The 12035-nt window shown below is 41.6% G+C and carries 13 protein-coding genes; 3 read left to right on the forward strand and 10 right to left on the reverse strand.

What is annotated here, in order from left to right; all coding sequences use genetic code 11:
* Positions 1 to 47 precede the first annotated feature (47 nt).
* From OW255_RS15650 to OW255_RS15660, 3 genes are all read right to left on the reverse strand, one after another.
* Positions 48 to 230, reverse strand: coding sequence for a hypothetical protein (locus OW255_RS15650; protein WP_024838584.1), 183 nt, complete (start codon positions 228 to 230; stop codon positions 48 to 50).
* A 107-nt stretch (positions 231 to 337) separates the two neighbouring features.
* Positions 338 to 1054, reverse strand: coding sequence for a transglycosylase domain-containing protein (locus tag OW255_RS15655; protein WP_024838585.1), 717 nt, complete (start codon positions 1052 to 1054; stop codon positions 338 to 340).
* A gap of 440 nt (positions 1055 to 1494) precedes the next feature.
* Positions 1495 to 2046: a LytTR family DNA-binding domain-containing protein gene (locus OW255_RS15660; RefSeq protein ID WP_024838586.1), complete on the reverse strand. Its 552-nt coding sequence runs from the start codon at positions 2044 to 2046 to the stop codon at positions 1495 to 1497.
* 178 nt (positions 2047 to 2224) lie between these two features.
* On the opposite strand from OW255_RS15660, the gene OW255_RS15665 reads away from it, so the two are divergent.
* The gene (locus OW255_RS15665) at positions 2225 to 2434 is read left to right on the forward strand and encodes a hypothetical protein (protein ID WP_024838587.1); all 210 of its coding nucleotides are present in this window, start codon (positions 2225 to 2227) and stop codon (positions 2432 to 2434) included.
* 62 nt (positions 2435 to 2496) lie between these two features.
* Here OW255_RS15665 and OW255_RS15670 read toward each other — a convergent pair whose 3' ends face one another.
* The 3 genes from OW255_RS15670 to uxuA all read right to left on the reverse strand — a co-directional run bounded on the left by OW255_RS15670 (position 2497) and on the right by uxuA (position 6753).
* Entirely contained in the window at positions 2497 to 4554 is a 2058-nt protein-coding gene (locus OW255_RS15670) for a methyl-accepting chemotaxis protein (RefSeq protein ID WP_024838588.1), read from the reverse strand.
* 277 nt (positions 4555 to 4831) lie between these two features.
* On the reverse strand, positions 4832 to 5680 hold the full coding sequence (locus OW255_RS15675; protein ID WP_024838589.1) for an SDR family oxidoreductase: 849 nt from the start codon (positions 5678 to 5680) through the stop codon (positions 4832 to 4834).
* Positions 5681 to 5697: 17 nt separating this feature from the next.
* Complete coding sequence (gene uxuA / locus OW255_RS15680) at positions 5698 to 6753, reverse strand: mannonate dehydratase (protein ID WP_024838590.1); 1056 nt, start codon at positions 6751 to 6753, stop codon at positions 5698 to 5700.
* A gap of 155 nt (positions 6754 to 6908) precedes the next feature.
* Between uxuA and OW255_RS15685 the strand changes: the two genes are divergently transcribed.
* A complete protein-coding gene (locus OW255_RS15685; RefSeq protein WP_268114601.1) occupies positions 6909 to 7787 on the forward strand; it encodes an AraC family transcriptional regulator in 879 nt (292 codons plus the stop codon).
* A gap of 10 nt (positions 7788 to 7797) precedes the next feature.
* On the opposite strand, the gene OW255_RS15690 is transcribed toward OW255_RS15685, so the two are convergent.
* Together OW255_RS15690 and OW255_RS15695 are read right to left on the reverse strand one after the other, a co-directional pair.
* Complete coding sequence (locus OW255_RS15690; RefSeq protein ID WP_268116619.1) at positions 7798 to 8121, reverse strand: branched-chain amino acid transporter permease; 324 nt, start codon at positions 8119 to 8121, stop codon at positions 7798 to 7800.
* 8 nt (positions 8122 to 8129) lie between these two features.
* Complete coding sequence (locus OW255_RS15695) at positions 8130 to 8861, reverse strand: AzlC family ABC transporter permease (RefSeq protein ID WP_268114602.1); 732 nt, start codon at positions 8859 to 8861, stop codon at positions 8130 to 8132.
* Between the two features lie 214 nt (positions 8862 to 9075).
* Between OW255_RS15695 and OW255_RS15700 the strand changes: the two genes are divergently transcribed.
* The gene (locus OW255_RS15700; RefSeq protein WP_268114603.1) at positions 9076 to 9984 is read left to right on the forward strand and encodes a radical SAM protein; all 909 of its coding nucleotides are present in this window, start codon (positions 9076 to 9078) and stop codon (positions 9982 to 9984) included.
* 60 nt (positions 9985 to 10044) lie between these two features.
* Here OW255_RS15700 and OW255_RS15705 read toward each other — a convergent pair whose 3' ends face one another.
* Together OW255_RS15705 and OW255_RS15710 are read right to left on the reverse strand one after the other, a co-directional pair.
* Entirely contained in the window at positions 10045 to 10848 is an 804-nt protein-coding gene (locus OW255_RS15705) for a ChbG/HpnK family deacetylase (protein ID WP_268114604.1), read from the reverse strand.
* Position 10849: 1 nt separating this feature from the next.
* Positions 10850 to 12031 carry an N-acetylglucosamine-6-phosphate deacetylase gene (locus tag OW255_RS15710; protein ID WP_268114605.1) on the reverse strand — a complete coding sequence of 394 codons (1182 nt, stop codon included), beginning with the start codon at positions 12029 to 12031 and terminating at the stop codon, positions 10850 to 10852.
* Positions 12032 to 12035 lie beyond the last annotated feature (4 nt).

The following is a 12035-nucleotide window of genomic DNA, read 5'->3' on the forward strand; positions in this document are numbered from 1 at the left end:
TCTGGTACCTGCTTTTATTTATCATTGCCTGTCCGTATCCGCCATCTTTATGAAGAATATCGTTTTGTTGTCTCTTCCAGCACAAGTACTTTGGCGTTCTTTACTGGACCTTTTATGTCTGCGCCTGTTTTTTTTCCACTGAAATAGCTGTAGGATCCGGCACACAGCAGAACCACGATCAGAACAAACACCAAAAGCATCAGCTTATTGTATAAATCCTTATCCTCCATACTGTTTCCCCTTTTCCTTTGTAATCATACTATGTGGCAGAACCCCACTTAGAACATTCTGTCTTTTCTATTATTATACCTTTTGTTGTATCATTGTTCAAGTAAAATCAGTTGATTGATACAATCTGCTGGGCAACGGTCTCCACTTCATCTGAGGAAAAATATCCACATGCCTCCATTCTGGCAAGCACTTTCTTCTGTCTCATCTGAGCCAGCTTTAAATTCTTTGTTGGGGCGTATTTGGAAGGGGCATTGGGTACTCCAGCTAAAAGTGTACTTTCATAATCCGTCATTTCTTCTGGTGATTTATTAAAATATCCCATACTGGCATCGCCAACGCTGTAATATCCTTCGCCGAAATAAATGCAATTTACATATAATTCAAATATTTGATCTTTTGTATAATGTTTCTCTAATTCAAAGGCCATAAGTACTTCTGCGACTTTTCTGGTAAGCTCTTTATCCTGATTAAAATAAAGATTTTTTGCAAGCTGCTGAGTGATGGTGCTTCCTCCCTCCACAAAACGGCCTGCCTGAATATCATTTAAAATGGCACGGCCAATGGCAATTGCATCAATTCCATTGTGCTTGAAAAAACGCTTATCTTCTACAGATACCACCGCATTTATATAAACATCCGGGAGATCTTTAAAAGAGGTATATCCGTCTTTTTCCTGTATGGCTTCCACACGTTCCTTCAGACTGTCCTCACTTAATACTTCTCGGTAAAGCTCATAACCTTTATGTGCCACAGTGAATCCGGTCAACAGACAAACTGTGACAAATAAAAACAATATTGTTCTTGTTATTTTTCCAAGTTTCATACGTTCACTGCCTCCTTTTTGGTTATCTTTCTTTGTTACTGATTTGATTGTATCATAGACTTCCATTGAAATCAGGAATAATTCCTTATATTTCCCTAAAGTTTTCGGACTGTTACTAACAATTTTATTACAATTCTTACAAATTCAGGAATTTCTCTTCCTCTTAAGCGTCATGTACATCCTGCAGGTCGTGCTTTTTATTATATAGAGGAGTTCGCAGGACTCCCCTATATAATAAAAAACAGACAGCAAATTCGGCAAAATCTGCTGTCTGTCCTGATATGTTAAAGATTTACAAGATATGATTAATAGAAATAAAATGCCGAAGAATGAATGGAATCAGTTGTATTTCTGAATAGAACAACAATATCATTTGTTTCATGCACCCGCAATGGGCTTTGCGCTTTTTGCTTGTTTTATTGCGCTTTTTCGACAATTTTCTACAATAGCATGAAATTGATTTCCAAAAACTTAAGGTATTTTTTTTCAAACTTCTTTCTTCTTGTGTCATTTACATACAGAACATCACCATTCTGCATCTCAATGACCTCTCCTTTTACATTTTTCACATATTGCATATTTACTATATTATGGCGATTGATCCGGATGAAGTGGTCACTTGGAAGCTTTCCTTCCTCTTCATCTAACTTTGCCCGTATCCGTATTCTTTCATTTTCTATTACCACGCTTGTTTTCCGGTAATAGGATTCCAGAAAAAATATATCCTGGATGTCAAACACCCAGGTATGACCGTTAAAAAATGCAGTATACTTTTCTCTCATATCCACCTGCCTGATTATTTTCCCGCAGGAAGCCGTTCCCCCTTTTGGATAGATCACTATCACATCGTACGCGGCGCAATCCAACGTCGGAAGAAGCTTCTCTTCCATGGAAAAATAATCGACCTTTAACAAATGGTTTCTGCTGTCTGTAATTTCTTCCTCCTGTAATTCAGTCAGCTGTTTTTCATTTGTGAAAAAGGCAATTTTCATATAACATTTCCTCCATCATTCTAAATTCTTTTCCGGACTTAATCGCCCCGCACTTTTTATAACGATGAAAGCAAAAAAATATAACGCAAATTATGGATATAAATCCTCAATGAATAATTACTGTATTTTTCCTTACACTAAACAAATAAGAAATCCACCTATTGAAAGGAGAAATCATATGAGTTCCAATAACGAAGAAAAAGAGAAGGACATCATAAAATCAAAACTGGCTAAAAATAATTATGATATTGATATTCAGGCCTGTTCCTCTATGGACTGTACCGGTCTTATTCCTGCCACACCAGGAACAGAGGAAGAACTGGAAGCATACCAGGATATCTATCACTACATCCCACATGCCAATGTAAAAAAGGACGAAACAAAATAGATGAAATAAAAAAACAGCAATACCAAAAGATAAAATCTGCTTTGGTATTGCTGTTATTTATTTTATCGAATCTTAAACCGGCTCATAAGCACGCTTAAGTTCTCTGCCTGTCCGGAAAGCTCCTCGCTTGCTGCAGCACTTTCTTCGGCTGTGGCGGAATTGCTTTGAACAACGGCTGAAATCTGCTCGATTCCTGCGGTTACCTCTTTTACCTTTTCGCTCTGCTCTTTTAATTCCTCTGCAGACTGCTCAATGGCTGAAACCATGCTCTTTGTTTCTGCCAGAATTGTATTTAAGGAATCTCCGGTAGAACTTGCCAGCTGGGTTCCCTTGTTAACGGCCTGAATGGTATCGGCAACAAGGCTTGATGTATCCTTAGCCGCATTGGCACTCTTACCTGCAAGGTTTCTTACCTCATCTGCTACTACTGCAAAGCCTTTTCCTGCTTCTCCTGCACGGGCTGCTTCTACGGCTGCGTTAAGAGCCAGGATATTGGTCTGGAATGCAATGTCTTCAATCAGCTTATTGACCTTTTCAATCTCTTTGGATTTCCGGCTGATCTGATCCATGGAATCCATCATCTCATGCATCTTTTCATTGCCTTCTTCCATAGCTTTACCAACATGGCCTGCCTGCTTATTCATGCCTACAACAGAATTAGCCGTATTCATGAGACTAACTGAAATTTCATTGACGGAAGAGGAAAGTTCCTCAACAGCTGCTGCCTGCTCTACTGCTCCCTGACTTAAGTTCTGAGCTCCAGAGGATACCTGGGCGCTGCTCTTTGCAACTTCGTCAGCAGAAATTTCTACGGTCTCCATGGTCTTTGCAAGCATATCTTCCGTTCTCTGGATTGCCTGCTGAACCATAACATAATCACCCTTGAAGTCCGTTATTTCGGAAGGGCGGAAATCTCCAGAGGCAATCTTGTCAAGTACCTTTATGATGGTGTGGTTTGTATTTCTTACGCTTTGAACATAGTTATTCGCTTCTTCTGCAAGAATTCCAATCTCATCTTTTCTGTTAACGACTGGAACTTCACTGAATAAATCACCCTCAGATAACAGCTTCATACGCGTTGCAATGGCTGAAATCGGTCCGGCAATTGGTGCGGCAAATCTAAATGCCATGATACAGCCTAATGCGATGGATGCTACTCCCAGAATAATCATTGCAGCAACAACGGTATAAATGGAAGTCGTTGTTTCATTCACCGGAGCAACAACTCCAAGTGCCCAGCCGTCAGCGCCAGTTACAGGACTGTAGTAACAGAATCTGGAAACACCTTTGTAATCATAGGTTCCGATTCCTGTTTTTCCGGTAAGCATGGTCTGATACATACGTGCTGATGATTGATAGGATTTATCTGTTTTAGACATTTCAATGAAGTTCTGGCGTTCATTGACCACTTCAGGATAAATACATGCAATCATGGTACCTGTGTTATCAATTAAGAATGCATTACCGCTCTTACCAATGCGGAGATCCTGAATCAGATTACTTAACACGGTGCCGTCATAGGTAGCAACGAGAATTCCCAGGTCATATGGTGCTGCAACACGAATGACCAGCTGGTTATTGCTGTCGAGTTCTGTCGTTGAAACTGCAGTTTCTCCGTTTAAAGCCTTCTTTATGTATTCACGGTCGGAATAATTATCTCCCACGTGATCACCGCTTGCGCTGCGGGTAACCACTCCCTGCTGGGTAATCACTTCCAGATCCTTATAGCCATAAAGCTTACACTGGTTTGTAAGATACTCGGTTACAACTCGTGAGTTAATGGACTTTAAGCTTCCGCCCTGGGTACTGGCTTCGATGTTTGTCTTCATCTGGCTAAGATTCTGTACAATCAGACTGTTTACCAGCTTTCCGGTTGATTCCAGATCGCTTTTTACAACGTCTGTGATCCCTTTGTAGCTGACCGAGATGCTGATGACCATATTGGTTACAGTCAGTGCAAGAATAATAGAGATGATGAACATAAGCATCTTCATCTTTAATGATTTCATGGTAAGCTTAGCGGAAAACAGTGCTCCCACTTTTCTTTCTTTTTTCTTCTTTACTCCTTTCCCCTCTTTTTCACTTCTCTGAAACCATTTCTTTTCCCCCGAAGTCTTCATAGTTTTGTGCTCCTTGTCTTGTCATTGGTGATGTGTACCATTACAAATTATACATGGCTTTAGCTATTATATCCTATTTTGTAATAATTTGTCAACGTATCCATAAATTGACAATATATTACATATATTTCATTTATAGTCCCAGTTGACACAACTTCAAGGAACATAATAAAAAGATATCTCTTTTATCAAGAATGACAAAAAAAGATATCTTTTTATAAGGTGTATTTATATGTTATTGAAAGACAGAATGCTCCCTGCTACAGGAGACAGCCTGTTATACTCCGGAATAAGCAGAAAAACCGCCATCAATTGGGAGTACTACGCCTGTAATAAAGCTTGCTGCCTCATTGTTTAAGAAAAATAAGAGTGCTCCGTTTAACTCGCTCGCATCTCCAAACCGTCCCATTGGAGTTGCGGAAAGAATCTTTTCCGTTCTCTTGGTAGGAGTTCCGTCCTCATTAAATAAAAGCTTTTCATTCTGCTGTGTCACGAAAAATCCTGGTGCAATGGCATTCACACGGATTCCAACCTTGGAAAAGTGAACCGCCAGCCACTGGGTGAAGTTGCTGATGGCTGCTTTTGCTCCGCTGTAAGCCGGAATCTTAGTCAGTGGGGTAAAGGCATTCATAGAAGAGATATTTAAAATACTGCAGCCTTCTCTTCCAATCATATCCTTTGCAAAAATCTGACAGGGAAGCAGGGTTCCTAAGAAGTTTAAGTTAAATACAAATTCAACGCCAGACTGATCTAAGTCGAAGAAGGATTTTACATCTGCCTCTATATCTCCCATTTCAAAGTATTCTTTATCTGTGTTGGCTCTTGCATTGTTTCCGCCTGCACCGTTTATTAAAATATCACAAGGTCCAAGCTCTGCCAGAATGCTTGCGTGAACTTCTTCCAGGCTGCTTCTCTCCAATACATTTGCCTTATATGCTTTTGCTGTGAAGCCTTCTTTTTCAATGGTATCAGCGATTTCCTTTGCTGCCTGCTCGTTTAAATCAAGAACTGCAACCTTTGCTCCCGCCTCTGCAAGTGTTTTTGCAAACATGCCGCATAATACACCGCCAGCTCCTGTTACAACTGCTACTTTTCCGCTTAAATCTGTTCCAAATGTCAATGCCATGGTATCGCCCTTCCTTCTCATTTGCTTGTTTTTTCAATTGCTTCCCATAAACCATTTAAATAGGTAGCGCCAAGGGCACGGTCATAAAGTCCGTATCCAGCCCGTCCGGTCTCTCCCCAGATCATACGACCGTGATCCGGGCGTACATAACCATCAAAGCCATTGTCGTGAAGAGCCTTTAAGATGGCAAACATATCAAGGGAGCCGCATTTGGATAAATGAGCACGCTCTTCAAAGCCCTTGTTATCTTCAAGAACTTTTACGTTTCTGGCATGTACGAAGTGAACGCGTCCCATAGCTGCGTACTTGGCAGCCATTTTAACAACGTCGTTTTGGTTGGAACAGCCTAAGGAGCCGGTACAAAGAGTGATTCCGTTATGAGGATCGTCTACCAGCTTTAAGAAGCGGTCCAGATTCTTCTCATCGGTGATGATTCTTGGGAGACCAAAGATGCTCCAGCATGGGTCATCCTCATGAATGGCCATATTGACACCACACTCTGCTGCCACTGGAATGATTTTTTCCAGGAAATACTTTAAGTTATCCCAAAGATCTTCCTCAGACATGGAATTGTATTCACTTACCACCTGCTTTAATTCTTCTCTTGTATAGCTGGAATCCCAGCCAGGAAGAGTTAAATCACCATCTGACTCCAGAGGATTTACCTTATCCACCTGATCCTGGTAATACACAAGAGTTGTAGAGCCATCCTCTAATACATGGTCAAGCTGGGTTCTGGTCCAGTCAAATACTGGCATGAAGTTATAGCAAACACACTTGATTCCTGCTTCTGCCACTCTTCTGATATTTTCGCAGTAGTTTTCAATGTACTGTTCTCTGCTTGGTTTTCCTAATTTAATATCTTCATGAACTGGTATGCTTTCAATCACTTCAAAAGCAAGTCCTGCTTCTTCTGTTTCTTTCTTTAAATGTGCAATGGTCTCACGGCTCCATACCTCACCAACCGGAACATCGTAAACAGCGGTCACGATGGAATACATTCCTGGAATCTGTCTTATGTTCTGTAATGTAACCTTGTCATCGTCCCCATACCATCTGAATGATAATTTCATTAAAATACCTCCTTTTTTGTTCGGATCATTAGTATGGACTTAGTATATACAAAATACGGATGTATTACCATGGATTAATTTGCCGTTCACATTGCAAATCTTGCGGTCATGTCCTATAATGAAAACAATACATGAATTTTAAAAGGAGGGATTTTATGAAAAAAGAATTGTCCACCGGTTTTAATGACCGGCAGTATATGAACTCCGGAGAGTTTGAAGTGTTCTTTTATAAGGATGCCAATTTAAATCATATAGTGGATCACAGCCATCCTTATTATGAAGTGTACTTTTTTTTAAGCGGAGATGTGACTTATGATGTGGATGGAAATCAGTACAACCTGCAATACGGCGACTATCTGCTCATACCTCCCGGTACGAAGCATCACCCTATCTTTCATTCCACGGATAAGAATTATCAGCGTTTTGTTCTCTGGATCAGCCGGAGCTATTATGAATCCATGTGCACCTGGTCTGAGGATTTTTCCTACAGCTTCCGGTATGCAGAAGAAAAAAAGAGTTACCGGTTCCGCACGGATTTCATCACCTTCCAAAGCATTCAGGGGCGGCTTTTGGATCTTCTTGAGGAGCTTCATGGTAATAGAGCCTTTCACAAGCTGAATGCAGAGCTTTTAGTCCTCTCCTTTCTTCTGCAGATTAATAGAATCACCTACGATATGCTCCATCAGGTTCCAGTGGCTTATGAAAATGTGCTGTATTTAAACCTCTGCGACTATATCAACAATCATCTCAGTGAAGATCTATCCCTGGATAAACTGGCTTCCTTTTTCTATTCCAGTAAATATCATATCTCCCATGTCTTTAAAGACAACATGGGAATATCCATTCATCAGTACATTATTAAAAAGCGGTTACATGCAAGCAAAAATGGAATCCTTTCCGGGATTCCATTTACAGAGCTTTATCACCAATATGGATTTTCAGATTACACCAGCTTTTACCGGGCATTTAAAAAGGAATTCGGCCTTTCCCCGAAAGAATTCAGGGAGCAAAAAGGATTGCCGGAAGGATATTAATTCCCTGCTCTTACCGGAAAATAAGCTGAGTCAGAATCATATAGAAGGCAGTTCCCGCTCCAATGCTTAAGAGGGAATTTCCTTTTATATGATGAAGGATGACAATCAGTACAACGGACAATGCCTCAGAAAGTCCATAGGGATAAGACTGAAAAGAGACCCCCTTTAAGCAGTAGACCACCAAAAGACCAATGGTCGCATAGGGAAGAGTCTTACCAAGATAGGCAATATAAGGGGGCGTCTCCTTGCCTGCCGGAAACATGATAAAAGGCAGAAACCGTGTGATTACAGTGGCAGCCACCATGGAGATTATAATAAGCAGGTATGATATCATTTCCTGATTCAAGACTGTTTCTCCTTTCTCTTTTCCCTATAATAAGCGAAAGTAATCATTCCCAGAATAAGGATCATGGCTGGCACAATAAAGCCGCTGCTTCCAAATATCTTAAGACAAATTACAGACGCTGCAATTCCTGTGACCGCTGACCAATGTCCTTTCCCGGATTTCCACTGATCTACAAATATGACCACAAAAAGGGCAGTCAGTGCAAAGTCCATGCCCGCCGTATTAAAGGTAATCATACTTCCTGCAATGGCACCAAGGAGGGTTCCTGCCACCCAATACAAATGGTCCAGAAGGGATACAAAAAAATACACCATGTATTTTGGGATGCCCTTTGGAGGTTCTTCGTTGCATAAAACGGAAAATGTTTCGTCTGTTAATGCAAAGATCAGATAAGGCTTTAATTTACCAGCCTCCCTGTATTTATCAAGCATGGAAATTCCATAAAACAAATGTCTGGCATTTAACATGAGGGACATAAAAAAAGCATACCAGGGGTTCACCAATGCCACAAAAAATGTGATTCCCAGGTACTGCAGGCTTCCGGCATATACAAACATACTGATTAACAGAGGCCACCAAATTCCATGACCATTGCCGCTCATAAGGATTCCATATGCAGCTCCAAGTACAAGGTAACCTGCCATAACAGGCGCTGTTTTGGGAAATGCATAACGGAGGGCTGATAGATTGGGGGAATGTTGCTCGCAGATTTCTTCTTTGTTGCTCATAATGATATGAATGGTTCCTTTCCTTTTTTTCTTTCTATAATTGAAGTAGAAAAAATTCAAAGTTTCTTATATAATTTTAAATATAGCTTTCTGTTCTTTTTCATCTGATGATTGGATTATTAAGCTAACCCTTTCTTTTTCTTTTAAAGAATCAGCATAATGTTTATTATAGTAACGTACAAAAGTGACTTTGTCAACAACAGGAGAACCCAATATGAATTACGACCATTTATATAAATCCTGCACCTTATGCCCCAGAAACTGTAAGGTGGACCGGACCGTGACCACCGGTTACTGCGGCTGCTCAAGTACCATTAAGGCTGCCAGAGCTGCACTTCACCACTGGGAAGAGCCGTGTATCAGCGGCACCAGGGGGAGTGGCACTGTATTTTTCACCGGCTGTACCCTTCGATGCTGTTTTTGTCAGAATCACTCCATCAGCCAGGAGGAGGTTGGGAAAGAGCTTTCCCCAGAGGAGCTTTCCCAAATCTTTTTAAGACTTCAGGATGAGGGGGCCCACAATATTAATCTGGTCACTGCCACTCAGTATCTTCCCTCTATTCTGTCAGCCCTTGATATGGTCAAGGATAAGCTGTCTATCCCTGTGGTCTATAACTGCGGCGGCTATGAAACAGTAGAAACGGTAAAAGCACTGGAAGGATATGTGGATATATGGCTTCCGGATTTAAAATACGAAAGTACAGATCTGTCCCTGCGCTACAGCGGAGCGAAAGATTATTTTCAGGTTGCTAAAAAAGCAATCCGCCAGATGATTCTCCAAACAGGAGCGCCTGAGTTTGAGGAAGATGGGGCTATTATGAAAAAAGGAGTCATTATACGTCATATGGTTCTTCCGGGTGCTAAGGATGATTCCATAAAACTTCTTCATTTTATAAAGGAGGAACTTCCTGAGGGTATGTATTATATCAGCCTTTTAAGTCAGTACACTCCCTTCTTTCTAAGCAAGGACTTTCCAGAAATCAATCGTAGAATCACTTCTTATGAATATAACAAGGTTCTTGATGAAGCCATATCCCTTTCCCTTGACCAGGGATTTATGCAGGAAAAAAGCAGTGCAAAGGAGGAGTACACACCGCCGTTTGATTTGGAAGGAATTCTTTAAATCGTAAATAAGGGGTGCCGCTTGTATACGGCACCCCTTATTGTCACTTATAACTTTTCTTTACTTATAAATAGAAGAAAAATCTACTAACTCTATGTCGTGGTCAAGAAGCCACTGTTTGACTCCCGGGTCGCATGCAGTCTGTAAATCTCTGCAACGGGCTGTAGTTAAAGAAGAGTTATCCAGAATGTATGCATCCACATACCCTGGATGCAAATGGATGATGTTGTATTCATAAGGACTATTAAGAATTCCAAACCGGTCCTCATAGATATCTTCCGGTCTCAAGCCCCGGTCCAGTATTTCCATAAACAAAGGATTTCCCGTCATAATTTCATGAACCGGATGCCATTTTTCCGTCTCCACCTCCGGCTCTGTCATACAGTGGATATGAAACTCCATGGCTGCCTGATGAAATGCAGCAGAGATATTTTTATTAATAACAGAATGGCCTTCAAAATGATTGGGATAATATCCTGTCAATTCCCGGAAACGATTAATCTGTGCCACCGTCTCCTTATAGCAGTCCTCCACCGTCACCACAATATTACCAATACATTTCTTATCAGAGGGATTGTCTCCCTTCCATTCATAGGAGCGGTAGAACTGCCCTTTTTCATTGACAAGACTCCTGATGTGTTCTGGTTCGCTTACTGGTTTTCCCTGAACGAAATTGGTATGAAGCACCAGATTGGCCTTTGGCACCTCCCGTTTTGCAAGGTTCACTCCATGGGGAGCGGAGGCCATATTGCTCATCAGGGAAAGGACGGTTATGATTCCTTCCTGATAGCCTTTCACCGCTCCGTAATTATATGCCTCGCTGAATCCGAAATCATCGGCAGAAACAATCAGCTTTTTCCTCATTTCACACCTCCTTTTGCCTCCATTCCCTTAGGAAATCAGGATTAAAGACAGGGCCTTCTTTTGCATCGTAAACCTTTTTTCCCATGGAATAGGTGGCAATGGTACGGTATTCATCGTTAATTACCACAAAATCTGCATCTTTTAAAGCCTTCAAGGAGCCTTTATTCCTTTCAAACCCATACTTCCGGCTGGGGTTTAGAGAGAACATGGGCCAAACCTTCTCCATTGGCATGTGAAGCTTCTCCACCAGATTGCCGATTCCATATAAGACCGGCTGGCTGGAGCCCATGAGGCGCCCGGTATCTGTAAGAACAAACCCATCCTTGGATACGTGAATGGTCATGCCTTCTTCAAATCCACGATAGACGCCCTCAGGAGCACCGGAAAATGGAGTACAGTCGGATATCATCATAAAACGCTCTGTGGACTTTATCCGAAAGAAAATTTCCAGCATTTCCAGGGAGATATGCATGCCGTCACAAATCACTTCGCAATCCACCTTGTCATTTAAAAGGGCTGCTCCAAGGCCCCCCACATCTCTGTGGTGAAGTCCGGTCATCACATTGCCTGTATGGGTGGAAACAGAGAAGCCATGCTCATAGGCCCTCTTTGCTTCTTCATAATTACTATCACTGTGGGCCATGGCCAGAACCACTCCCTTATTCAGGAAATACTCTGCCAAAGGGGCAATTCCCGGTATCTCAGGGGCCATAGCGACCAGTTTTAAAAGTCCCTGTCCATGGGAAACCATTTGTTTTGCTGTCTCTAAGGAAACCTCCGGCCAGCCGGTTCGCACTCCTTTTTCTCCGGTCCGGTTTAACCAGGGGCCTTCGCTGTGAATGCCAAGAATGGAGGCCCCCTCATAATGTTCTTTTGCTGCTCTTGCGACTGCGGCAATGGCAGATCGTTCTGCTGTGGGAAACACATTGGTGATTCCCTGAGAAGCACAGCCTTTAAGATAGCCTTTGATTTCTTCCTGGGTTACTTCTCCTGAAAGACCAAAACCGCAGGTTCCATGATTATGGGTATCAAAGATTCCTGGAATGATACGCATATCCCCATAATCAATGATTTCCTCATTATCTGTACGGGGCAGAAACTCCTTTATGGTTCCATCTTCCACTACCAGAAACCCATCTTTTAAGCCGTCTTCCATGTAGATTCGTCTCGATTTTACAATCATGTTT

Source organism: Lacrimispora xylanolytica, from assembly GCF_026723765.1.
Classification (GTDB): domain Bacteria; phylum Bacillota; class Clostridia; order Lachnospirales; family Lachnospiraceae; genus Lacrimispora; species Lacrimispora xylanolytica.